General features: G+C 71.9%; 20 protein-coding genes. 12 read left to right on the forward strand and 8 right to left on the reverse strand.

What is annotated here, in order from left to right:
• Positions 1-125 precede the first annotated feature (125 nt).
• Together CP967_RS24840 and CP967_RS34145 are read left to right on the forward strand one after the other, a co-directional pair.
• On the forward strand, positions 126-3,122 hold the full coding sequence (locus CP967_RS24840; protein WP_150490095.1) for a bifunctional [glutamine synthetase] adenylyltransferase/[glutamine synthetase]-adenylyl-L-tyrosine phosphorylase: 2,997 nt from the start codon (positions 126-128) through the stop codon (positions 3,120-3,122).
• 243 nt (positions 3,123-3,365) lie between these two features.
• Complete coding sequence (locus CP967_RS34145; RefSeq protein WP_167535439.1) at positions 3,366-3,503, forward strand: hypothetical protein; 138 nt, start codon at positions 3,366-3,368, stop codon at positions 3,501-3,503.
• 145 nt (positions 3,504-3,648) lie between these two features.
• Here CP967_RS34145 and CP967_RS24845 read toward each other — a convergent pair whose 3' ends face one another.
• Both CP967_RS24845 and CP967_RS24850 read right to left on the reverse strand, forming a co-directional pair.
• The gene (locus CP967_RS24845; protein WP_150490096.1) at positions 3,649-4,713 is read right to left on the reverse strand and encodes a phosphatase PAP2 family protein; all 1,065 of its coding nucleotides are present in this window, start codon (positions 4,711-4,713) and stop codon (positions 3,649-3,651) included.
• 190 nt (positions 4,714-4,903) lie between these two features.
• Positions 4,904-5,938 carry a LacI family DNA-binding transcriptional regulator gene (locus CP967_RS24850; RefSeq protein ID WP_150490097.1) on the reverse strand — a complete coding sequence of 345 codons (1,035 nt, stop codon included), beginning with the start codon at positions 5,936-5,938 and terminating at the stop codon, positions 4,904-4,906.
• Positions 5,939-6,296: 358 nt separating this feature from the next.
• Here CP967_RS24850 and CP967_RS24855 point away from each other — a divergent pair, with 358 nt between their 5' ends.
• The 6 genes from CP967_RS24855 to CP967_RS24880 all read left to right on the forward strand — a co-directional run bounded on the left by CP967_RS24855 (position 6,297) and on the right by CP967_RS24880 (position 12,956).
• Positions 6,297-7,571: an extracellular solute-binding protein gene (locus CP967_RS24855; protein ID WP_150490098.1), complete on the forward strand. Its 1,275-nt coding sequence runs from the start codon at positions 6,297-6,299 to the stop codon at positions 7,569-7,571.
• Between the two features lie 20 nt (positions 7,572-7,591).
• Positions 7,592-8,608: a carbohydrate ABC transporter permease gene (locus CP967_RS24860; RefSeq protein ID WP_150490099.1), complete on the forward strand. Its 1,017-nt coding sequence runs from the start codon at positions 7,592-7,594 to the stop codon at positions 8,606-8,608.
• Positions 8,605-9,510: a sugar ABC transporter permease gene (locus CP967_RS24865; RefSeq protein WP_150490100.1), complete on the forward strand. Its 906-nt coding sequence runs from the start codon at positions 8,605-8,607 to the stop codon at positions 9,508-9,510. Before CP967_RS24860 ends, CP967_RS24865 begins: the two co-directional genes overlap by 4 nt.
• A gap of 105 nt (positions 9,511-9,615) precedes the next feature.
• The gene (locus tag CP967_RS24870; RefSeq protein ID WP_150490101.1) at positions 9,616-11,292 is read left to right on the forward strand and encodes a glycoside hydrolase family 13 protein; all 1,677 of its coding nucleotides are present in this window, start codon (positions 9,616-9,618) and stop codon (positions 11,290-11,292) included.
• A complete protein-coding gene (locus CP967_RS24875; RefSeq protein ID WP_150490102.1) occupies positions 11,277-12,335 on the forward strand; it encodes a LacI family DNA-binding transcriptional regulator in 1,059 nt (352 codons plus the stop codon). Before CP967_RS24870 ends, CP967_RS24875 begins: the two co-directional genes overlap by 16 nt.
• A 189-nt stretch (positions 12,336-12,524) precedes the next feature.
• Positions 12,525-12,956 carry a hypothetical protein gene (locus CP967_RS24880; protein ID WP_150490103.1) on the forward strand — a complete coding sequence of 144 codons (432 nt, stop codon included), beginning with the start codon at positions 12,525-12,527 and terminating at the stop codon, positions 12,954-12,956.
• Positions 12,957-12,999: 43 nt separating this feature from the next.
• Here the strand turns inward: CP967_RS24880 and CP967_RS24885 are convergent, their stop codons facing one another.
• A complete protein-coding gene (locus tag CP967_RS24885) occupies positions 13,000-14,001 on the reverse strand; it encodes a GlxA family transcriptional regulator (RefSeq protein ID WP_229888243.1) in 1,002 nt (333 codons plus the stop codon).
• Positions 14,002-14,188: 187 nt separating this feature from the next.
• Between CP967_RS24885 and CP967_RS24890 the strand changes: the two genes are divergently transcribed.
• The gene (locus CP967_RS24890; protein ID WP_150490105.1) at positions 14,189-14,779 is read left to right on the forward strand and encodes a cysteine hydrolase family protein; all 591 of its coding nucleotides are present in this window, start codon (positions 14,189-14,191) and stop codon (positions 14,777-14,779) included.
• Positions 14,780-14,872: 93 nt separating this feature from the next.
• On the opposite strand, the gene CP967_RS24895 is transcribed toward CP967_RS24890, so the two are convergent.
• Both CP967_RS24895 and CP967_RS24900 read right to left on the reverse strand, forming a co-directional pair.
• Positions 14,873-16,156 (reverse strand): hypothetical protein, encoded by a 1,284-nt coding sequence (locus CP967_RS24895; RefSeq protein WP_150490106.1) that lies wholly within the window; start codon positions 16,154-16,156, stop codon positions 14,873-14,875.
• A 66-nt stretch (positions 16,157-16,222) separates the two neighbouring features.
• On the reverse strand, positions 16,223-16,732 hold the full coding sequence (locus CP967_RS24900; protein WP_150490107.1) for a SigE family RNA polymerase sigma factor: 510 nt from the start codon (positions 16,730-16,732) through the stop codon (positions 16,223-16,225).
• A gap of 292 nt (positions 16,733-17,024) precedes the next feature.
• On the opposite strand from CP967_RS24900, the gene CP967_RS24905 reads away from it, so the two are divergent.
• Positions 17,025-17,912, forward strand: coding sequence for a hypothetical protein (locus tag CP967_RS24905; RefSeq protein ID WP_150490108.1), 888 nt, complete (start codon positions 17,025-17,027; stop codon positions 17,910-17,912).
• 161 nt (positions 17,913-18,073) lie between these two features.
• On the opposite strand, the gene CP967_RS24910 is transcribed toward CP967_RS24905, so the two are convergent.
• The gene (locus tag CP967_RS24910) at positions 18,074-18,784 is read right to left on the reverse strand and encodes an SDR family oxidoreductase (protein WP_150490109.1); all 711 of its coding nucleotides are present in this window, start codon (positions 18,782-18,784) and stop codon (positions 18,074-18,076) included.
• A gap of 167 nt (positions 18,785-18,951) precedes the next feature.
• On the opposite strand from CP967_RS24910, the gene CP967_RS24915 reads away from it, so the two are divergent.
• On the forward strand, positions 18,952-19,320 hold the full coding sequence (locus CP967_RS24915) for a MerR family transcriptional regulator (protein WP_150490110.1): 369 nt from the start codon (positions 18,952-18,954) through the stop codon (positions 19,318-19,320).
• Positions 19,321-19,467: 147 nt separating this feature from the next.
• Here CP967_RS24915 and CP967_RS24920 read toward each other — a convergent pair whose 3' ends face one another.
• Complete coding sequence (locus CP967_RS24920) at positions 19,468-20,661, reverse strand: MFS transporter (RefSeq protein ID WP_150490111.1); 1,194 nt, start codon at positions 20,659-20,661, stop codon at positions 19,468-19,470.
• A 110-nt stretch (positions 20,662-20,771) separates the two neighbouring features.
• Between CP967_RS24920 and CP967_RS24925 the strand changes: the two genes are divergently transcribed.
• Positions 20,772-21,329, forward strand: a complete 558-nt coding sequence (locus tag CP967_RS24925; protein ID WP_150490112.1) for a TetR/AcrR family transcriptional regulator — start codon at positions 20,772-20,774, stop codon at positions 21,327-21,329.
• Between the two features lie 234 nt (positions 21,330-21,563).
• On the opposite strand, the gene CP967_RS24930 is transcribed toward CP967_RS24925, so the two are convergent.
• Positions 21,564-22,394 (reverse strand): DUF8017 domain-containing protein, encoded by an 831-nt coding sequence (locus CP967_RS24930; protein ID WP_150492038.1) that lies wholly within the window; start codon positions 22,392-22,394, stop codon positions 21,564-21,566.
• Between the last annotated feature and the right edge of the window lie 102 nt (positions 22,395-22,496).

A 22,496-nucleotide genomic window follows, 5' to 3' on the forward strand; every position in this document is an offset into this window, starting at 1 on the left:
GCCCCGGAGCCCGGCACACCCGGCCGGGTACCGGCGTGCGCCCGCGGGGAGTCCCGGCGCGCGCGTCCCGGCGGCCCCGTAGTCTCGAAAGACACGGTTGGTCCGTCGGGCAGGGAGAGCGTGGGATGACATCGGTGCCGGGACGCAGAAGCAGTACCTTCACCCGGTTGCTGCGGCACGGATTCACCGACCCGTCCGCCGCGGAACGGCTGCTGGACCTCCCCGAGCTCGCCTCCGTACGCTCCGACCCCGTCCTGTTCGACGCGCTCGGGGCGACCGCGGACCCCGATCTGGCGCTGCACGGGCTCGTACGCCTCACCGAGGCGCAGGAACCCGGTGAGCGCCGGGTGCTGCTGGACACGGTCGTCACCGCCAAACCGCTCCGGGACCGGCTGCTCGGCGTCCTGGGCGCCTCCGAGGCGCTCGGCGACCACCTGGCCCGGCACCCCCGCGACTGGCAGGCCCTCGTCACCTACGAGGCGAGGGACCTGCACCCCGGCGTCACCGAGTTCGAGCGCATGCTCGCCGGCGCGGACGACCCGGACTCGCTGCGGGTCGCCTACCGCCGCGCCCTGCTCTCGATAGCGGCCCGGGACGTCTGCGGCACCACCGACGTCGCCGAGGCCGCGGCCGAACTCGCCGACCTGGCGACGGCCACCCTGCGGGCCGCGCTGGCCATCGCCGAGGCCGCCGCCCCCGCCGACGCGGCACAGTGCCGGCTCGCCGTCGTCGCGATGGGCAAATGCGGCGGCCACGAGCTCAACTACGTCTCCGACGTCGACGTCATCTTCGTCGGCGAACCCGTCGAGGGCGCCGAGGAGACCAAGGCCATGCAGGCCGCGACCCGCCTCGCCGCCCACATGATGCGCGTCTGCTCCGACACCACCGTCGAGGGCACCATCTGGCCCGTCGACGCCAACCTCCGGCCCGAGGGCCGCAACGGCCCCCTCGTGCGCACCCTGAGCTCCCACCTCGCCTACTACCAGCGATGGGCCAAGACCTGGGAGTTCCAGGCCCTGCTCAAGGCCAGGCCGGTCGCCGGGGACGCCAGGCTCGGCGCGGAGTACGTCGAGGCCGTCTCCCCGCTGGTGTGGCAGGCCGCGGACCGGGAGAACTTCGTCGCGGACGTACAGAAGATGCGCCGCCGTGTCGTCGACAACATCCCCGTCGACCGGATCGACCGCGAGCTGAAGCTGGGGCCCGGCGGGCTGCGGGACGTCGAGTTCGCCGTCCAGCTGCTCCAGCTCGTCCACGGACGCGGCGACGCCTCCCTGCGCTCCGGCTCCACCCTGGACGCCCTGCGGGCACTCGCCGACGGCGGCTACGTCGGGCGGGCGGACGCCGCCCAGCTGGACGAGGCCTACCGCTTCCTGAGGACCATGGAGCACCACATCCAGCTCCACCGGCTGCGCCGCACCCACCTCGTCCCGGAGGACGAGGCCGACCTGCGGCGGCTCGGCCGTTCCCTGGGGCTGCGCACCGACCCGGTCGCCGAACTCGACAGGGCCTGGCGGCGGCACGCCTCCGTGGTGCGGCGGCTGCACGAGAAGCTCTTCTACCGCCCGCTGCTGGACGCCGTCGCCCAGCTGACGCCCGGCGAGAGGCGGCTCAGCGCCGAGGCCGCCGTCGTCCGGCTGGAGGCCCTCGGATACGCCGACCCCACCGCCGCCCTGCGGCACCTGGAAGCCCTCTCGTCCGGGGTCTCCCGCAAGGCCGCCATCCAGCGCACCCTGCTGCCGGTGCTGCTCGGCTGGTTCGCGGACTCCGCCGACCCGGACGCCGGGCTCCTCGGCTTCCGCCAGGTCTCCGACGCGCTGGGCAAGACCCCCTGGTACCTGCGGCTCCTGCGGGACGAGGGCGCGGCGGCGGAGAACCTCGCCCGGGTCCTCTCGGCCGGCCGGCTCGCCCCCGACCTGCTGATGCGCGCCCCCGAGGCCGTCGCGCTGCTGGGCGACCCGGAAGGGCTGCGGCCGCGCGGCCGGGAGCACCTCGAACAGGAGGTGCTCGCCGCTGTCCGCCGCGCGCCGGGCGCCGAGGCGGCCGTCGCGGTGACCCGCGGGGTACGCCGCAGAGAACTGTTCCGTACGGCCGCGTCCGACCTGATCGGCTCCTACGGCACCGAGGACAGCCCCGCCGAGGCGGATCCCGGGGCGCTCGTGGACCGGGTCGGCCAGGCACTGACCGACCTGAACGCGGCCACCCTCTCCGGTGCGCTGCGCGCCGCCGTACGCGAGCAGTGGGGCGACACCCTGCCGGCGCGGTTCGCGGTCATCGGCATGGGCCGCTTCGGCGGACACGAGCTGGGTTACGGCTCCGACGCCGACGTCCTGTTCGTGCACCAGCCGCGTGAGGGGGTCGGCGACGAGGAGGCCGCGCGGGCGGCGAACACCGTCGTCACCCAGATGCGCAGACTGCTCCAGCTGCCCACCGCCGACCCGCCGCTGCTCATCGACGCCGATCTGCGCCCCGAGGGCAAGAGCGGCCCCCTGACCCGCACCCTGAAGTCGTACGCCGCGTACTACCGGCGCTGGTCGCTGGTCTGGGAGAGCCAGGCACTGCTGCGGGCCGAGCCGGTGGCGGGGGACGAGGAACTCGGCCGGGCGTTCGTCGAGCTGATCGACCCGCTGCGCTACCCGGTGGAGGGGCTGGGGGACGAAGCCGTACGGGAGATCCGGCGGCTCAAGGCGCGGATGGAGTCCGAACGCATCCCCCGGGGCGCCGACCCCACCCTCCACACCAAGCTGGGCCGGGGCGGGCTCAGCGACGTCGAGTGGACGGTCCAGCTGATGCAGATGCAGCACGGCTGGGCCGAACCGGGCCTGCGGACGACCCGCACCCGCGAGGCACTGGCCGCCGCGAGCGCGGCGGAACTGATCCCCCACGAGGACGCGGCCACCCTGGACGAGGCATGGGTGCTGGCGACCCGGGTACGGAACGCGGTCATGCTGGTCCGCGGCCGGCCCGGCGACACCTTCCCCTCCAACCCGCGCGAGCTGGCGGCGGTGGGCCGCTACCTGGGCTACGAGCAGGGACACGTGGGGGACATGCTGGAGGACTACCGGCGGATCACCCGGCGGGCGCGGGCCGTGGTGGAGGAGCGGTTCTACGGAGCCGCGGGGTGAGACGGCGGGATCCGCGCCCCGAAGCGGCAGGGGGCGGTGCGGAAGCGGCGGGAGACGGTCCGGAAGGGCCGGGAGACGGTCCGGAAGGGCCGGGGGAGGCGGTCCGGAAGCGGTGGGTGGCCGGCCTCGGCACGCCTGGGGCCGGCCCTCCGCGCCGGACGCGGTCTCCCCGTACGCAACCTCCCCCGCCGTGATCACGTCTGACCGGGAGAGACGGGAACGGCGCGAGGAGAGAAGGACGCGGTGGACGAGATCCTGGCGAAGGCGTGTACGTGGGTCGTGCGGGGCGTGGGGGCGGCTTTCGACTACGCCAGCCTGCGCACCGGTGTGGGGGTGCTCTCCGGGGCGACCCACCGGGACGGCGGCCGGAAGCGCCGCTGAGCGCGGACGGGGCCCGCACACACCAGGGTGCGGAGGGGGCCGCGTACCCGCCCGGGTGCGGACGGGCCCCGCGCACCCGGCGCGGACGGGGCCGCACGCTCCCGGTGCCGGACGGCCGGTACCGGGAGGGCCGGACGGCGGCCTCTCAGGCGCCGGGCGCGCTCGGGGGGACCGAGGCGGCCGCCTCCTGCGGGGTCCGCCCCTCCTGAGGGTTCCGGCGGGCCGAGGAGAGCCCCGGACGGGCCGTGTCCCGCCCCCGGCCCGGTGCGGGGCGCGGGGCGGGGCCGGAGGGACGGCGGCGGGCGGGCCGGCGGCCGAGGGCGGCCAGGCCACGCGGCGAGAAGCGCCTGCGGGCTGCGGCCGGGCCCGGCACCGCCTTCGGCAGGCGGTGCGGCAGCGATCCGTACCAGGTGTACGAGACGGCGTAGCCGAACGTCAGGCACGCCACCCCGCCCACCGCGTCCAGCCAGAAGTGGTTCGCGGTCGCCACGATCACCACCAGGGTCGCCGCCGGGTACAGCAGGCCCAGGACACGCGCCCACGGCGCACGCGCCAGCGCGAAGACGGTCAGCCCGCACCACAGCGACCAGCCGATGTGCATCGACGGCATCGCCGCGTACTGGTTCGACATCTCCTTGAAGTTGCCCGAGGCCATGGAACCCCAGGTCTGGTGCAGCGCCACCGTGTCGATGAACCCCCCGCCGTCCATCAGGCGGGGCGGGGCCAGCGGGAAGAGGTAGTAGCCGAGCAGGGCCACACCGGTGGTGGCGAAGAGGATCAGCCGGGCCGCCGCGTAACGGCCGGGGTGGCGGCGGAACAGCCAGACCAGCACCCCGATCGTCACGACGAAGTGCAGGGTCGCGTAGTAGTAGTTCATCGACACGATCAGCCATGTCACCGAATTGACGGCCCGGTTGACCGTCTCCTCGAAGGCCAGACCGACCGTGTGCTCCAGCGACCAGATCCAGTCCGCGTTGCGCAGCGCCGCCGCCTTCTGCTCCGGCACCGCGTTGCGCACCAGCGAGTACAGCCAGTAACTCACCGCGATCAGCAGGATCTCGAACCAGAGACGGGGACGGCGGGGCGAACGCAGCGAACGCAGCCGCAGGGCCGTCGACCTCGTCGCCCCGGCCGGCTCCGGGCCGTCCACGACGAGTGACGGGGTGACCGCCCCGCGGTTTTCCTGTGTGGTCACGTGCGATTCACCCATAGGCGCAGAGTCTGCCAGATACGTCCCCCTCTGCCCGATGATCCTCCGGTCGGGTACCGGTCGCACATCGGCTCCTTCACAGGGGAGATCACGGGCAGCGGGCCATGGCGGCAGACTACCGGCCGGGACACGGGCGCGGACGGGGGAGTGGGCACGGGCCCGGACCGGCGGCGGGCCGGGGCCGGAGAGGTCAGACCGGCGACGGGCCGGGACCGGGCCCCGAGGCCGTGGAACCGCGTACCACCAGCTCCGGCATGAAGACGAACTCGCTGTGCGGGGCGGGGGTACCGCCGATCTCCTCCAGCAGGGTGCGTACCGCGGCCTGGCCCATCGCCGTCACCGGCTGCCGGATCGTGGTCAGCGGCGGATCGGTGAACGCTATGAGAGGGGAGTCGTCGTACCCGACCACCGACAGGTCGCGCGGGACCTCCCGGCCCATCCGGCGGGCCGCCCTGATCGCGCCCAGCGCCATCATGTCGCTCGCGCACACCACCGCCGTACATCCGCGCTCCATCAGGGCGGTGGCGGCGGCCTGGCCGCCCTCCAGGGTGTAGAGGGAGTGCTGGATCAGCTCCTCCACCCCGGCCGCCGGCAGGTCCAGCTGCTCGCCCATCGTGGCGTGGAAGCCCTCGATCTTGCGGAGCACCGGCACGAAGCGCTTCGGGCCGACCGCCAGACCGATCCGCTGGTGCCCCAGCGCCACCAGGTGCGTCACCGCGAGCCGCATCGCGGCACGGTCGTCGGGCGAGATGAACGGCGCCTGCACCTTGGGGGAGAAACCGTTCACCAGGACGAAGGGGACTCCCTGTGCCCGGAGTTGTTCGTAGCGTTGCATGTCGGCGGAGGTGTCGGCGTGCAGACCGGAGACGAAGATGATGCCCGAGACGCCGCGGTCCACGAGCATCTCGGTCAGCTCGTCCTCCGTGGAGCCGCCCGGGGTCTGCGTCGCCAGCACCGGGGTGTAGCCCTGCCTGGTCAGCGCCTGGCCGATGACCTGGGCCAGAGCCGGGAAGATCGGGTTCTCCAGCTCGGGGGTGATCAGGCCGACCAGACCGGCGCTGCGCCGGCGCAGGCGCACGGGGCGTTCGTAGCCGAGGACGTCGAGCGCCGCGAGGACTGATTCGCGGGTGGCCGCTGCAACACCGGGCTTGCCGTTGAGTACGCGGCTGACCGTCGCTTCGCTGACCCCCGCCTGAGTTGCGATATCGGCAAGCCGTGCGGTCATGAGGGGACTGTACCGGGCGCGTGTCGGATTGCCCACCGTGTACCGGATCCGGGCGGCCCGGCCCGCAGGAACCGGCTCGCGGACGCCCCGGCCGAAACGTCTTGCAAAGTCTTGCGGTCCTCGCTCGTGTGATCCGAAAGAGCCGCCGGACCGGCTGTTCACGGGGCCTGGCCTGGGATGTGCAGGGGGAAACCGGTTCCGTCAAGAGTCTTGACGGCAACCTTGAGGACACGCCAATGTAACGATCGTCGGAGCTTGCAGAAATCTTCCGCAAGGTCTTTCGGTCGCCTTTCATCCTTGTTACGTTCACGTCGACCCGGCGCCGCGACGGAGCGGTACGGCAGTTGAAGGAGTTCAGATGCGACGTGGCATAACGGCCACCGCCCTGGTCGCGGCCCTGGCGCTCGCGGCGACCGCCTGCGGCAGTGACGAGGAGTCCGGCGGCGGCAGCAAGAGCTCGGGCGAGCTCTCCGGCACGGTGACGTGGTGGGACACCTCGAGCGTCGGCACCGAGGACAAGGTCTTCAAGAAGATCGCCGAGGGCTTCGAGAAGAAGCACCCGAAGGTCGACGTCAAGTACGTCAACGTTCCCTTCGGTGAGGCGCAGAACAAGTTCAAGAACGCCGCCCAGGCCGGCTCCGGCGCCCCCGACGTCATCCGCTCCGAGGTGGCCTGGACGCCCGAGTTCGCCGACCTCGGCTACCTCGCCCCGCTGGACGGCACCGCCGCGCTGAAGGACGAGAGCGACTTCCTGAAGCAGGCCGCCGCCTCCACGAAGTACGACGGCAAGACCTACGCCGTCCCGCAGGTCATCGACTCCATGGGCGTCTTCTACAACAAGAAGATGTTCAAGGACGCGGGCGTCGAGCCCCCGGCCACCGTCGCCGACCTGAAGACCGTCGCCGAGAAGATCAAGGACAAGACCGGCAAGACCGGCCTCTACCTCCGCGGCGACGACTCGTACTACTTCCTCTCCTTCCTCTACGGCGAGGGCGGCGACCTGGTCAACGCCTCCGACAAGACGATCACCGTCGACAAGGCCGAGGGCGTCAAGGCCTTCGGCGTCGTCAAGGACCTGGTCGAATCCGGGGCGGCGAAGACCGACGCCACGGACGGCTGGGAGAACATGATGCAGTCGTTCAAGAACGGCGATGTCGCGATGATGGTCAACGGCCCCTGGGCCGTGGCCGACACGCTGACCGGCGACCAGTTCAAGGACAAGGCCAACCTGGGCATCTCCACGGTCCCGGCCGGCTCCGCCGGCCAGGGCGCCCCGCAGGGCGGCCACAACCTCGCCGTCTACGCCGGCTCCGGGAACCTGGACGCCTCCTACGCCTTCGTCGAGTACATGACCTCGGTGGAGACGCAGGCGCAGACCGCCGGCGAGCTGAACCTGCTGCCGACCCGCACCTCCGCGTACGCCAAGCAGCAGGCCGTCGACAGCGAGATCGTCCAGTTCTTCAAGCCGGTCGTCGAGACCGCCGTGGAGCGCCCCTGGATCCCCGAGACCGGCAGCCTCTTCGCCCCGCTGAACACCGAGTACACCAAGGTGCTCACCGGCCAGACCACGCCGGAGAAGGCCGCCAAGGCCACCGGTGACTCCTACCGCAAGCTCCTCAAGGGCTGGAAGTAATCAGGAAGGCAGGCCGGCTGATGGCTGTCCACACCAGCCAGTCGGTGGCGAAGGCCGCGGGCGACGACGTCGCCCGCGGCCGGAGCCGCGGTACTGGTACCCCCCCGCCGCCCGGCAAGTTCCGGCGGGCCCTCTCGGTCCACTGGTACGCCTGGACCATGGTCGCCCCGGTCGTGATCGTGATCGGCGTGATCATCGGCTACCCGCTGGTCCGCGGTATCTGGCTGTCGCTCACCGACGCCAACGAGCGCAACGTCGCCCGTTCCATCGGTGTCAACGAACTGCCCGCCACCTACGAGTTCGTGGGCCTGGACAACTACGCCGACGCCCTGACCGGCGGCCAGTTCCTCGGCACGCTGGGCTGGACCCTGGTGTGGACGGTCTCCTGTGTGGGCATCACCTTCGCCCTGGGCATGGCCCTCGCCAACATCCTCAACCGCAAGATCGCCGGCCGTTCCGCCTACCGCATGGCCCTGATCCTGCCCTGGGCCATCCCCGGCTTCGTCTCGGTCTTCGCCTGGCGCTTCCTCTACAACGAGGAGCGCGGCCTGCTCAACAAGATCCTCGGGGGCGCCGGCATCGACGGCATCCCGTGGCTGAACGACCCCACCTGGGCCAAGTTCTCCGTCATCGCGGTCAACGTCTGGCTCGGCATCCCCTTCATCATGGTCGCCCTGCTGGGCGGCCTGCAGTCCATACCCTCGGAGCAGTACGAGGCCGCCGAGATGGACGGCGCCACGGCCTGGCAGCGGTTCCGCCACGTCACGCTCCCGGGACTGCGCCCGGTCTCCACGACCGTGGTCCTGCTCTCCACCATCTGGACCTTCAACATGTTCCCGGTGATCTTCCTGCTCACCCGGGGCGGGCCTGGTGAGTCCACCCAGATCCTGGTCACCCAGGCGTACAAATTCTCCTTCGAGATCAGCCCGCGCGACTTCGCGCAGTCCTCCACCTGGGGCGTGCTGATCCTCGTACTCCTGATGCTCTTCGCCGTGGTCTACCGGCGAGTGCTCCGCACGCAGGGAGACAACTGGTGACCACCGCCGCACACACCCCCACCGCCAAGGCCGCCGCACCCGCCGGCGCCCGGCACTCCAGCCGTACGCCCCGCAAGCGCGGCGAGCGTTCGCCGGTCGCCTCCGTGGCCCTGCACCTCACCCTGGTCATCGCCTCGGTGATCGCCGTCTTCCCGGTGCTGTGGGTCCTGCTGACCTCGCTCAAGCCCGCGAAGTACGCCACCACGACGGACTTCTTCCGCGAGACGACGTTCGAGAACTACACCAACCTGATCAAGGACACCGAGTTCCTGACCTGGTTCGGCAACTCCGTGGTCATCGCGGGGCTCACCACCGTCCTCGGTGTCTTCGTCTCCGCCACCACCGGCTACGCCGTCAGCCGCTACCGGTTCCCCGGCAAGCGCGGGCTGATGTGGACGCTGCTGATCACCCAGATGTTCCCGGTCGCGGTCCTCATCGTGCCGATCTACAACATCATGTCGACGATGGGCCTGATCAACCAGCCCGCCGGGCTGGTCATCACCTACCTCACCATCTCGGTGCCGTTCTGCGCCTGGATGATGAAGGGCTTCTTCGACACGATCCCGCGCGAGATCGACGAGTCCGGCATGGTCGACGGCCTCACCCCGTTCGGCACCTTCTGGCGGCTCATCCTGCCGCTCGCCAAGCCGGGCATCGCCGTCACCGCCTTCTACTCCTTCATCACCGCCTGGGGCGAGGTGGCGTACGCCTCCGCCTTCATGGTCGGCGACGAGAACCTCACCCTCGCGGGCGGACTGCAGAAGTTCGTCAACCAGTACGGAGCCCAGTGGGGCCCCATGACCGCGGCCTCCGTACTGATCGCGATCCCGGCCGCCCTGGTCTTCCTCTTCGCACAGAAGCACCTGGTCACCGGCATGTCCGCCGGAGCCGTCAAGGGCTGACGCACCCCAGTCCCGCACGACCGTACGACCGCATCCCGTCACGGCGGCGCCGGATCCCCGACCCGGTCCCGGCGCCGCTCCCCACCCAGACACCCCAGGGACGACATGACCCAGCACCTTGCTGCCCCCTCCACCGGCACGTCCGACGGCGCCCCGGGCCACCGCACCGGCTGGTGGCAGGACGCGGTGATCTACCAGGTGTACCCACGCAGCTTCGCCGACGGAAACGCCGACGGCATGGGGGACCTCGCGGGTGTCACCGCGCGTCTCCCGTACCTCCGCGACCTCGGCGTGGACGCCGTCTGGCTCAGCCCCTTCTACGCCTCCCCGCAGGCCGACGCCGGCTACGACGTCGCCGACTACCGGGCCATCGACCCCATGTTCGGCACCCTCCTGGACGCCGACGCCCTGATCCGCGAAGCCCACGGACTGGGCCTGCGCATCATCGTCGACCTGGTGCCCAACCACTCCTCCGACCAGCACGAGTGGTTCAAGCGCGCCCTGGCCGAGGGCCCCGGCTCCGCCCTGCGCGAGCGCTACCACTTCCGCCCCGGCAAGGGCGCCGAAGGCGAACTCCCGCCCAACGACTGGGAGTCCATCTTCGGCGGACCGGCCTGGACCCGGACCACGAACCCCGACGGCACCCCCGGCGACTGGTACCTGCACCTGTTCGCGCCGGAGCAGCCCGACTTCAACTGGGAGCACCCGGCCGTCGCCGACGAGTTCCGCTCCATCCTGCGCTTCTGGCTCGACATGGGCGTCGACGGCTTCCGCGTCGACGTCGCCCACGGCCTCGTCAAGGCCGAGGGACTGCCGGACCTCGGCTCCCACGACCAGCTGAAACTGCTGGGCAACGATGTCATGCCGTTCTTCGACCAGGACGGTGTGCACGAGATCTACCGCAGCTGGCGCACCATCCTCGACGAGTACCCCGGTGAGCGCATCGCGGTCGCCGAGGCGTGGACCCCCACCGTCGAGCGCACCGCCAACTACGTGCGTCCCGACGAGATGCACCAGGCCTTCAACTTCCAGTACCTCTCCACCGCCTGGGACGCCGCCGAACTCCGCGCGGTCATCGACTCCTCCCTCGCCGCGATGCGCCCGGTCGGCGCGCCCACCACCTGGGTGCTCTCCAACCACGACGTCACCCGGCACGCCACCCGCTTCGCCAACCCGCCGGGCCTGGGCACCCAGATCCGTACCGCCGGCGACCGCGACAAGGGCCTCGCCCGGGCCCGTGCGGCGACCCTGCTGATGCTGGCGCTGCCCGGCTCCGCCTACGTCTACCAGGGCGAGGAACTCGGCCTGCCCGACGTCACCGACCTGCCCGACGAGGCCCGCCAGGACCCGTCCTTCTTCCGCGCCGAGGGCCAGGACGGCTTCCGCGACGGCTGCCGGGTGCCGATCCCGTGGACCCGCGAGGGCAGCTCCTACGGCTTCGGCGACGGCGGCAGCTGGCTGCCGCAGCCCACCGGCTGGGGCGAGCTGTCCGTCGAGGCGCAGACCGGCGCCGAGGGCTCCACCCTGGAGCTGTACCGGGCCGCGATCGCCGCCCGCCGCGAGCACCCGGGCCTCGGCGCGGGTACGGACGTCGAGTGGCTCCCGGCCCCCGAAGGCGTCCTCGTCCTCGGCCGCCCCGGCTTCGTCTGCACCGTCAACACCACCGGCGCTCCCGTACGGATCGCCGCCCCGGGGACCCTGCTGCTCGCCAGCGCCCCGGTCTTCGCCGACGGCGACACCGTCGAGCTCCCCGCCGACACCACGGTGTGGTGGACGGTGTGACCGTCCCCGCACCGAGGACCGGGCAGACCCTGCGCCTCTTCGACATCGCCGCCCAGGCCGGTGTCAGCGAGGCCACCGTCAGCCGGGTCCTCAACGGGAAGCCGGGCGTCGCGGACACCACGCGCCAGCGGGTGCTCGCGGCGCTCGACATCCTCGGCTTCGAACGCCCGGTACCGCTGCGGCAGCGCAGCGCCGGGCTGATCGGGCTGGTGACGCCCGAACTCACCAACCCGATCTTCCCGGCGTTCGCCCAGTCCGTGGAGCAGGTGCTCGCCGGGCACGGCTACACGCCCGTCCTCTGCACCCAGCTGCCCGGCGGCGCCACCGAGGACGAACTGGTCGAACAGCTCGTCGAGCGCGGTGTCGGCGGGATCGTCTTCCTCTCCGGACTGCACGCCGACACCTCGGCCGACCCGGCCCGGTACGCCGCGCTCACCGAACGCGGTGTGCCGTTCGTCCTGATCAACGGCTACAACGAGCGCATCAGCGCGCCCTTCGTCTCCCCCGACGACCCGGCCGCCGTACGCATGGCCGTCGGCCACCTGGCCGAGCTGGGCCACCGCAGGGTCGGCCTCGCGATCGGCCCGCAGCGCTACGTGCCCTCCCGGCGCAAGCGCGAGGGTTTCGTCGACGCGGCCGTGTCCTTGCTGGGCATGGACCGGGAGGAGGCCGGACTCCTGGTCTGCTCCACCCTGTTCAGCGTCGAGGGCGGCCAGGTCGCGGCCGGTGCCCTCCTCGACGCGGGCTGCACCGGCATCGTCTGCGGCAGCGACCTGATGGCGCTCGGCGTGGTCCGCGCGGCCCGGGGGAGGGGCCTCCACGTCCCGCGCGACGTCTCCGTCGTCGGCTTCGACGACTCCCAGCTGATCGCCTTCACCGACCCGCCCCTCACCACGGTCCGCCAGCCGGTCCAGGCCATGGCGACGGCGGCGGTGGGCGCCCTGCTGGAGGAGATCGGCGGAAACCCCGTCCAGCGCACGGAGTACGTCTTCCAGCCGGAGCTGGTCGTCCGCGGCTCCACCGCGGCGGTACGCGGCGCCTGAGACGGGCGCCCACGGGGGCGTGAGGGCCGGGCCCGGAGGGGGGACCCGGCCCTCACGCATGCCGGCGCCCCGCGTGCCTCCGTGCGCGGGGTTCTTCCGCGCGCCGGGAGCTCCGTGTGCCGGGCCTTCCGCATGCCCGGGCCTCCGGTTCCGTTCCCGGTGCCGGTACCCCGGCCGTAGGGTTCGGCCATGTCCCTGAGCTGTGTCACCCTCTCGTCGCGCCGGACCGTCTCCCTCGTCGAGCTGCGGCTCTCCTCGACCTACGGCGGTCTGCTCGAAGGGGCCCCGACCGGGAGAGTCAACGACCGGATCATCAAGGGGCGTCTGCGCGTCGCCGAGGACGCCTACCCCGGCTGGCCCGTCCACCTCATACCCCCCGAGCGCACCGGGCGCGGCGGGACCACGCGTGTGGGCGAGCCGATCGAGGAGCTTCCTCCGGTGGCCTGCGTCGGGATGTTCCACTCGGGCGAGACCGACCCCGCTCACCGCTCGGGCTGGTACTTCTCGGCACTCGTCGTCGTCTGGTTCCAGCCCACGGCGGACCCCCCGTCGGACGCACACGCTCCCGCGGCCCTGCGCGGCCTGGCGTGGGAAGAGCTGGCGCGGGACTTCGAGGACTGAGGAGCCGGACCGTCGGGCACGTCCCCGGGCCCCGCCCCGGGGCTCAGGCGGGAACGGTCCGGAACCGGCGGCGGTACTCGGTCGGTGTCGTGTCGAGCCGGCGGCGGAACGCCCGGACGAGGGTGTCGACGGTGCCGAACCCGCAGGCGGTCGCGATGCGTTCGAGCGTGGCGTCACCGGTTTCGAGCTGGTTGCGGGCCACCTCGACGCGGGCCGCCTCGATGTAGGCGTGCGGGGTCGTGCCGAGTTCCGTCTTGAAGATCCGGGTGAGCTGCCGATCGCTGACCCGGGCGAACCCGGCGAGACGGGCGACGGTGAGGGGCTCGCCGATGTTGCGCATGACGTAGTGGCGGAGCTCCTCGGTACGCCGTGTCGTGGAGACCTGCTCCAGCGGCACGCTGAACTGGCTCTGGCCGCTCGGCCGTTTCAGGTACATCACGAGCTGCCGGGCGATGCGCAGCGCGACCGCCTCGCCGAGGTCCTCGGCGACCAGGGCGAGCGACAGGTCCAGGCAGGCGCTGATGCCCGCGCCCGTCCACACATCGCCTTCGCGGATGAAGATCGGGTCGGCGTCGACCTCGACCTCCGGGTGGTCGGCGGCGAGCCGCTGCGCCGTCGACCAGTGGGTGGTCGCCCGCTTGCCGTCGAGGAGGCCGGCGGCCGCCAGGAGGTGCGCCCCGACGCAGACGGACGTGATGCGGCGGGTCCGGGCGGCGAGTTGCCCGACCCGTTCCACCACGGCGGGATCGACGAGCGGGTAGACGCGGCGGTCGTCACCCACCTCCACCGCGCCGGGCACGATCAGGGTGTCGATGCTCCTCGCGGCCAGCCCGTCGAAGGTGAGGTCGGGCAGGACACGGACCCCGGCGCCGGTGGTGACCGGCTCCATGGTCTCGGCCGCGAGGACCACCTCGTACCCCGCCGCCTCACCCGTCTCGCGCCGGGCGAGCGAGAAGACCTCGGGGGGCCCTGTGACGTCGAGCAGGTCGACGCCTTCGAAGAGGACGAGGACGACCAGCCGTCCGACGGGGTTCGCGGTGGTCAAAGGGTTCACGGTGGTCAAAGGGCTCACGGTGCTCAAGGGGCCTCCGGGCGCGGTACCGGGCATGTCGGTATCTGCATGTTAGACGACATTGCCGACACGGGGCGAGGCCCGTAGCGTCGTAGGAGCAGGTCGCCGCGGTGGTGACCCCGCACTCCGATCACCCACACCAACCCTCAGGCGGTCACCCATGCCCAGGACCACACTGCGTCAGGTCAACGGTCTCCCGGACGTTCCCGCGAAGCTGGCCGAGTCGACCCTGGTCCTCGTCGACTACCAGAACACCTATACGGCCGGTGTCATGGAGCTGGACGGCTGGCGGGAGGCGCTCGACGCCGCCGCACAGCTGCTGGCACGGGCCCGCCGGGAGGGTGCCGGGATCATCCACGTCATCCACGACGGCGGCGAGGGATCTCCGTACGACATCCGGGCCGAGAGCGGCCGGATCCACCCCGACGTCGCACCGGCCGACGGTGAGCCCGTCGTCGTCAAGCAGGCGCCGGACTCCTTCGTCGGTACGGACCTGGACCGGCACGTCGAGGCCGCGGGCCGCAAGGACCTCGTCATCGCCGGGTTCATGACGCACATGTGCGTGACCTTCACCGCCCAGGGCGCCTTCCTGCGCGGCTACCGCCCCACGGTCGCGGCCGATGTCTGCGCCACCCGCGCGCTGCCGGTCCTGGGCACGGAGGTGGACGCCGGGCAGGTGCACCGCGCTGCCCTCGCCACCGTCGCCGACCTGTACGGGGTCGTCGTCCCCTCGCAGCGGGATCTCCCCTGACACCGGTGACCCGCCACCGGTGACCCGGCGACGAGGCGGTACGGGGACCGCCTCGTCGCGCTCCGGAACGGTGGTGCTGCGGCGAACCGGCCCTCAGCTCCGCCACACCGTGCTGGTGGCGATCTCCTCCAGCTCGGCCAGGGTCAGGGCGGGGAACTCGCGGCTCGCGGCCTCGTGCTGGGCCGCCGCGTTGTAGGCGGAGACCACCACCCGGAAACCGTCGGGGCGGATCGTGTCGACCTCCCGCATGTTCACACCCGCACCGCCCTTCTCGCCCGGCCCCTCACGGGTGGTGACCTTCGTGCCGTCCGCCAGGACCTTCGCGTCGGGACCGAAGAGGTCGCCCTCGACGTCGGACATGTCCGGCTGGACGTTGATCTGCACGAAGCTCCCGCCCTCGCCGTCGTCGACCACGGCGTACGCGTACTCCGCCTCCTGGTACCCGGACGCCTTCACCGTCAGGCGCTCGGGAAGCCGGCCGGTCAGCCTGCGCAGGATCTCCTCGCCGCTCAGCTGCCCCGGGTCCGGCTGCTCCAGCGGCGGCTTTGCCGGCTCGGGCAGGGACTCGATGACCGGGCGCCACTCCGCCGCCCGGACCAGATCCTCCAGCTGGTCCAGCGACAGCGGCGGTGCGGGACGGCTGACCGGGGCGCCCTTCTCCGCGGGCGCGTTCCACTCGGTCACCGTGATCCGGTGACCCGCGGGTGTCAGCAGGTCCGCGTACCACAGCCTGGTCTCCTCGCGCCGGTCCGGATACTCCCAGCCCTTGAACAGCAGGAGACGGGAACCGTCCTCCAGTGTCGTGCCGGAACACGCCTCGTACGCGGTCAGGTTCTTGTCCGGGCAGAGGAAGTCGCCGTCCGGCTGCCGGCCGGGGTACTGACGGCTCAGGCCCACCGAGACGGCGGCCTTCCCCCGGCCGTCGTCGTACACCACGGAGGCGTACGGGGCGTGCAGGTCCTTCAGCTCTCCCGTCCCCTTGGTCCCGCGTCCCTCCTGCCCGCTGAACTCCCCCTCGGGGAGCAGCCCTTCGAGCAGCTTGATCATCTGGTTCGCGGAGTAGTTCCCGCTGCCCGGCCGCTGCCCGGCCGGAGCCTCCTTCGCCGCCGGCGGGGCCCCGACCGCGGCCCCGCCGCCCTGGGAGCCGCCGATGCCCCCGGTGACGTACGACCCGCCGAGCCCGATCACGGCCAGCGTCGCCACGCTCCCGGTCACCACCGCGCCGCGACGTAGCACCGCCCGCCGCCGGCCGCGCGCGATCCCGCCGTCCACAAGAGGCAGGCCCGCGCTGGAGAAACCTTCCCCCGTCCGTTTCATCGCCGCGCCGAGCTCGTCCTCGAAGGGGCCGCGGCCCTCCCGGGCCCTGTTCTCGTACATGCCGTCCACCACCGTCCCCGCGTCCGCGGAAAGAGAGACAAAGAAGAGAAGAACGAAGAAGTCCGTTCAGTGCACGGTCAGTTCGCCGATGCTGCTGCCCAGCCGCTCGCGCAGCCGGGCGAGCGCACGGGTGCTGCGGGTGCGTACCGCCGCAGGGCTGGTGTGCAGCACGTCCGCGGTCTCCGCGACCGACAGGTCCTCCCAGTAACGCAGCACGATCACCGCGCGGTCCTTGGGCGGCAGCCCCCGCAGGGCGTCGAGGAGCGTCACCCTCAAGGATGAATCCGGCACCGGCACCTGTGCCCGGTCCGGCAGTTCGCCGCTCGGCCGTTCCTTCGACGACCTGCGCCGCCTGTATCCGAGACAGCACCGCACCAGTACGGTCTGCGCGTACGCCGCCGGGTTCCCCACGCGCGAGGCAGGCCCCCACACCCCGTACATCTTGCCGAGTGTCTCCTGTACGAGATCCTCGGCGAGATGCGTGTCCCCGCCGGTCAGCAGACATGCCGAACGGAACAGATGGCCCATGCGGGCTTTCGCGAACTCGCGGAAGGCGTCCTCCTCGGACTGCCTCATCCGCCACCCCCTCTCACCTACACCCCTCTAGATGCGGTGACCCCGGGGAAATGTTTCACCCCGCGAGGCGGCACGCGCCGCGGTGCGCGGATCCGGGACCGTCCCCTTCCGGCCCGCGGTCGCGTGGTCCGGCTCGTGCCGGCCGCCGTGCGACCCTGCCGCGGGAGGGAAGACCGGGAGCCGGGGGGCGACGGGTCTTCGGGCTTCCCCCTCCCGCCCCCGGCCACCGCCGCGACCGCGCCCGCCCACAGACAGCCGCATGACCCACGACCCACGACCGAACGGACCACCCATGGTCAGTGCACCCCACGAAGCGATGCACCGCGTCTTCCAGGAATACCCGGGCCTCTTCACCCGGCTCTCCGACGTCCTGGGGCTCGAACTCCCGCCCCTCGTCTCGGCGGAACCCCTCACCGTCGACCTCACCACGAACGAGCCCCTGGAACGGCGTGTCGACACCCTCCTGCGCATCGAGACCGAGGGCGACGGCCCCTTCCTCCTCGTCATCGAGGCCCAGGGCAAGAAGGACCCCGGCAAGACAGCCAGCTGGCCCTACTACGTCACCTACCTCAACAACAGGTACCGGCTGCCCGTCCTGCTCCTGGTCGTCTGCCAGGACCACGCCACCGCCGCCTGGGCCGCCCGGCCCCTGACCATCGGCCTGCCCCAGTGGCCGACCGTCATCACCCGGCCGCTTGTGGCGGGCCCGCACAACATGCCCGTCATCACCGAGGTCGCCGAGGTCCGCAAGGACCTCGCCCTCGCCACGCTCTCCGCCATCACGCACGCCGACGATCCGGACGTCGATGCCATACTGAAAACGATGTCCACCGCCCTGCGCGACATCCCGGAAACCATCGCCGAACCCGTCATCGAACTCATCGCACAAGGCCTGGGCAACCGCCCCGCCGCACAACAGTGGAGGAACCTGGTGGCCGTGGATCTCTCCTTCTACACCTCACCCCTCTCCGAGGAAATCCGGGACGAAGGCCGCGCCCAGGGCCGCACCGAAGACCTCCTGCTCATCCTCGACGTACGCGGCATCGGCATCACCGACGCTGTCCGCGAGCAGATCACCACCTGCGGCGACCCCGGCCTCCTGCGCCAGTGGCTCAAGCGCGCCGCTCTCGCCACCACCGCCGAAGAGGTCTTCGGCGAGGGGACCCCGGCCGGCGGGTGACCCCATCGCCCCGGGCCGATCCGGGCCGATGCCGGAGCCGCCCGGAGGACGGCCGTCACGGCCCGGGGTGACCGGGAGCGGCGCGGCCGTAAGGACCCTGCGGAGGCGTACGGCGCGTCCCGGCGGCCGGGACGGTCGGAGCGGTCGGGTGGCCGGGACGGTCAGACGCCCGGGACGGTATGCGGGTAGAGCACGCTCGGGTCGGCGGACAGGGCGGCCTTGAGCCGAACGCTGTCGTCGTCGGCGAGGACTTCGAGCTTCCCGGCCTCGATGCCGTCGAGCGCCGCGCGTACGACGTCGGCGGGATCGTTCTTCTCCACGTCCCACCCGGCCATCATGTCGGTGTCGGTACTGGCCATGTGCAGACCCGTCACCATGGTTCGCTGCCCGGCGAGTTCGACGCGGATGCCGTTGGTGAAGCTCCACGCGGCCGCCTTCGACGCGCCGTAGGCGTTGGCCCCGTCGTGGGCGAGCCAGGACATCGCCGACAGGACGTTGAGGATCGCCCCGCCCCCGTTGGCGGCCAGGACGGGGGCGAACGCCCGGACCGTGTGGAGGGTGCCGAAGTAGTTGGTCTCCATCTCCAGCCGGATCTTCTCCAGGTCTCCGGTGACGAGGTTGTGCCGGGTGGCGACACCGGCGTTGTTGATCAGGAGGCTGACGTCCGGGGCCGCTTCCGCCGCGGCGGCGACCGAGGCGGGGTCGGTGATGTCGAGCCGCAGCACCTCCACACCGGGAAGGTCCACCGGCCGGGGGGTGCGCGCCGTCGCGTAGACCTTGGCGGCGCCCCTCTCCAGGAGCTGCTGGGCGAAATGCCGGCCGATGCCGCGGTTGGCGCCGGTGACGAGGGCGACGGAACCGGCGATCTTCATGAATGCCTCCTGGCGGCGGTGGGGTGAACCCTGTGCGGACCGTTCGCGGGCTACGCTAAAACCTGACGCCTACGTCAGGGGCAAGCCGATACCGGGGGGCAAGTGGACGTCAGGGGACGAGCCGGCGCCAGGGCGGGAAGGGCGGTCCGGGCCATGAGGGGGCGTTGATGCGCATCGGCGAGCTGGCCGCCAGAGCGGGCGTGAGCGTACGGGCGCTGCGCTACTACGAAGAGCAGAACCTGCTGGTTTCCGTACGCAGCCCCAGCGGCCAGCGGCACTATCCGGACAGCGCCGTGGACCGGGTCGAGGTGATCCAGCAGTTGTACGCCGCGGGCCTGCCGAGCCGGGTGATCGTGGAACTGCTGCCGAGCGTCGAGACGGGCGAGGTGACCCCGGAGCTGCTGGTCCTGTTGGCGGCCGAACGGAACCGCATCGACGCACAGGTCGGCACCCTGGTGAGAACCCGGGACCGGCTCGACACCATCATCACCACGGCTGACACGGCCAGGCGCGCGGGTCTGCCCTGCCCCCGTTGAGCGGCGCGCCCGTTCCCCGGGGGCCGGGCCTGTCGCGGAGGTGACGGCCGCGGCCGGCGGACACGACCGCGCCACAGCGGTGGCGGCAGCGCGGCCCCGACGGCCCGGACAAACGTTTCCGCGGCCAGGTCTTCCCGGGGTGCGCCCTCAGGCCGGGGCGCGCTCGGCGGTCTTGGCGCGGGGAGCGACGGAGGGGGCCAGCAGCAGGGCGGCGGCCACGCACGCCAGGACGGGGATCAGCGCGTTGCGCAGTCCGAAGTACTCGCCGAGCACACCGAGCAGAGGCGGACCGACGAGGAAGGCGACATAACCTGCGGTGGCGACCAGGGAGACGCGCGCGGCGGAGTTCTCGCCCGAGTCACCCGCCGCCGAGAGCGCCACCGGGAAGCCGAGCGAGGCACCGAGGCCCCACAGCACCACGGCGGCCCCGGCGAGGAACCGGTTGTCCGCGAAGATCACGAGGGCGAGGCCGAGCCCGCCCGCCGCGGCGCCGGCACGCATCACGGCCACCCGGCCGAAACGCTGGAGGAAGTACCCGCCGGTGAAACGGCCGAGCGTCATCGACGCCGCGAACACCGCGAAGATGCCTGAGCCGAGAGCCGGATCGAAGCCGTGGCCGTCGACCATCACGAGGGGCAGCCAGTCGTTGGCGGCACCTTCGGCGAAGGCCATCGCCAGCACGACACCGCCGATCAGCAGGAGCCTGACGTCCTTCCACACCGCCGGCTTCCGGCCGCCCGTCCCCCCGGCCCGTGCGGTCCGCTCCTGCTTTCCGACCCCGGCGGGCACATACCGCACCGCTGCCGCGAGGACGAGGAGCGTGACGGCCCCGGCCGCCAGGAGGTGTATGACCACGGAGAAGCCGATGGCGGTGAGGACCAGGCCGACGACGGCGCCGACCACGGTCCCGAGACTGAAGAAGCCGTGCAGGAGCGGCATGATCGGCCGGCCCAGGAGCCGTTCGATGTCCGCCCCTTCGACGTTCAGGGCGATCTCCCCGCCTCCCATGCCCAGACCGAACAGGCACAGGCCCGAGGCGACGACCACGCTCTGGGACATCGCGGCCCCGCAGGCTATGAGCAGCAGGCCGAGAGCCACACCGAAGGTCCCCGCCGTCACGACGGGACGCGCACCGTAACGCGCGACGAGGAGCCCGGAGGAGAGGACCCCGGCCATCGAACCGACCGAGAGCCCGAAGAGCACCAGACCCATCTCCGCCGTCGAGGCGCCCAGCATGTCGCGGACGTCCGGGGTGCGGGTCACCCACGACGACATCCCCAGGCCGGGCAGGAGGAAGAGTGCGAAAAGCGCGTTTCGTCGTAGCGTCGCGGTTCGGTTCACGAGAGGGCCCCTTTGAAAGTGTGCACAATCGTACACACTTTTCGAAGGGGCGGGCCGAAGTGGGGTGCAGGATGGCCTTGCCACGGTCGAGCACGGTTGAGAGGGCGCCGATGAGCGGAGTCAGAAGAGTTCCCAACGATCCGCAGCGCAGGGAACGCATCCTTGACGCGGCCCTGGACGTCATCGCCGGGCACGGTGTGCACAAGGTCACGCACCGGCGCGTCGCGGAACACGCCGGAGTCCCGCTCGGCTCCCTCACCTACTACTTCGACGGGCTGGAGGACATCTTCGAGCAGGCGTTCACCCGCCTCTCGGAGAGCATGTCGCAGTCCTACCGTGCCGCGCTGGAGTCCGCGCGGGACCAGGACGAGGCGTGCGAGGTGGTCGCGGACCTCATCTGCGGCCAGGAGTACATCTCGCGCCGGGAGCTCTCGCTGATCATCGAGATGTACTCCTACGCCCAGTACAACCGGGCGGTCGCGGCGGTCGCGCGGCGGTGGCTCTTCCGGAGCAAGGACAGCCTGTCCCTCCATTTCCCCGAACCGGCGTGCCGCGCACTCGACGCCTTCATCGAAGGCTGGCCGATGCACCGGGCGTTCGAGGGCACCAGCCTCGACCGGGAGACCGTGCTGGCGACCGTCAGGGCGATCGCGCGGAACGTACGCTGAGGCCCGGGTACGGTCCGGCGTGCGACCCGGGGAGGGGGCGGCGCGGGGAGAGGGGGCGGTGCGCAGGCGCCGTGAACCGGAACGCCCGTGATCCGCTGGGGGCTCCGGCCGGGCCGCGATCGCCGTACACGCCCCGAGCGCGCGGATCGGGGCCTCGGGCCCGGGGCGCCCGCCCCGGGCCCGGAAGCGGGCGCCCCGGGCGGGCGCGGAGCCGGGTGTGCGGGGCGTGCCCGCTCAGCCCTCGCCGTCGCCGTCCTCGTGGAGCCGTACGGTGCTGAGGATCTCGCGGATCGTGGCGTCGGCCACCTCGTCGCTCACCCCGTGCGCCCCGACATAGGTCCACGAGACGAACGCGCCGTCCGCGTTCTTGAAGGCGAACGTCACCGCCTTGCCGTCGGTGTCACAGGTGCCCTTCGCCCGCGCACCGGACGAGGTGACGGTCACCAGGCTCCCCTCGACGCCCGTCTTCGTGCGGTACGACTCGGGCTCCCCGATGACGAGGTGGGTGCTGTCGGGCTGGGTGTAGGCGCCGTAGACCCACTTCTTCGCGGTGTCCTCGGCCGCCTCGGCGGCACTCCTGGCCCCCTTCTCCCCGGTGGTGCCCACCGAGGCGAGCGCGGTGTCCTCCGGGGAGCCGTCCTTGTCGTCGTCGGAGGTGCACCACTTCTCCTTGAGCACCGCCGGGGCCATCATCGCGACCAGCGGCTTCTGCTCGGGGTCGCTTTCCTCCGTGACGTAGCTCACCCAGCTCGCGGACTGCCGGGCCCAGGAGGCCGGCACGTCGAAGGTGATGCCGCGCTCGGCGTTGACCACCGTGTTCCAGCCAGGGACGAGAGGACTCGAACCGGCCCCGCCCGAAGGGGCTTTCGCGCCACCGGGGTCCGCCGAGCCCGTCACCGAGGGCTTCGCGTCGGTTCCGCCGCCCCCGCCGCTACCGCCGTCCCCGTCGCCCCGCAGTGCCAGGAAACCCGTCACCCCGCAGGCCACGACGACCGCCGTGGCGCCGGCCACGAAGGCGGTCGTGGTCCGGTCCCAGGGGCGGCGGCGCGGCTCGGCGGCCGTCACGGGCATGCCGGAGGCGGGCGCGATGTGCTGCCCGGGGGCCGGCCGGCCGGGTCGCGTGGGCTGCGCGTGATCCGAACCGGGGTACTCGCCCTGGGGGTTCGG

Origin of the sequence: Streptomyces nitrosporeus (assembly GCF_008704555.1) — a bacterium.
GTDB classification, from domain to species: Bacteria; Actinomycetota; Actinomycetes; order Streptomycetales; family Streptomycetaceae; genus Streptomyces; species Streptomyces nitrosporeus.

Bases quoted from the DNA above. Each gene is read 5' to 3' on its own strand.
- CP967_RS24905 (WP_150490108.1), top strand. From the start codon at position 17,025: ATGGTCAGTGCACCCCACGAAGCGATGCACCGCGTCTTCCAGGAATAC.
- CP967_RS24925 (WP_150490112.1), top strand. From the start codon at position 20,772: ATGAGCGGAGTCAGAAGAGTTCCCAACGATCCGCAGCGCAGGGAACGC.
- CP967_RS24880 (WP_150490103.1), top strand. From the start codon at position 12,525: ATGTCCCTGAGCTGTGTCACCCTCTCGTCGCGCCGGACCGTCTCCCTC.
- CP967_RS24850 (WP_150490097.1), bottom strand. From the start codon at position 5,938: ATGACCGCACGGCTTGCCGATATCGCAACTCAGGCGGGGGTCAGCGAA.
- CP967_RS24910 (WP_150490109.1), bottom strand. From the start codon at position 18,784: ATGAAGATCGCCGGTTCCGTCGCCCTCGTCACCGGCGCCAACCGCGGC.
- CP967_RS24895 (WP_150490106.1), bottom strand. From the start codon at position 16,156: ATGTACGAGAACAGGGCCCGGGAGGGCCGCGGCCCCTTCGAGGACGAG.
- CP967_RS24890 (WP_150490105.1), top strand. From the start codon at position 14,189: ATGCCCAGGACCACACTGCGTCAGGTCAACGGTCTCCCGGACGTTCCC.
- CP967_RS24855 (WP_150490098.1), top strand. From the start codon at position 6,297: ATGCGACGTGGCATAACGGCCACCGCCCTGGTCGCGGCCCTGGCGCTC.
- CP967_RS24845 (WP_150490096.1), bottom strand. From the start codon at position 4,713: ATGGGTGAATCGCACGTGACCACACAGGAAAACCGCGGGGCGGTCACC.
- CP967_RS24915 (WP_150490110.1), top strand. From the start codon at position 18,952: ATGCGCATCGGCGAGCTGGCCGCCAGAGCGGGCGTGAGCGTACGGGCG.
- CP967_RS24870 (WP_150490101.1), top strand. From the start codon at position 9,616: ATGACCCAGCACCTTGCTGCCCCCTCCACCGGCACGTCCGACGGCGCC.
- CP967_RS24900 (WP_150490107.1), bottom strand. From the start codon at position 16,732: ATGAGGCAGTCCGAGGAGGACGCCTTCCGCGAGTTCGCGAAAGCCCGC.
- CP967_RS24860 (WP_150490099.1), top strand. From the start codon at position 7,592: ATGGCTGTCCACACCAGCCAGTCGGTGGCGAAGGCCGCGGGCGACGAC.
- CP967_RS24840 (WP_150490095.1), top strand. From the start codon at position 126: ATGACATCGGTGCCGGGACGCAGAAGCAGTACCTTCACCCGGTTGCTG.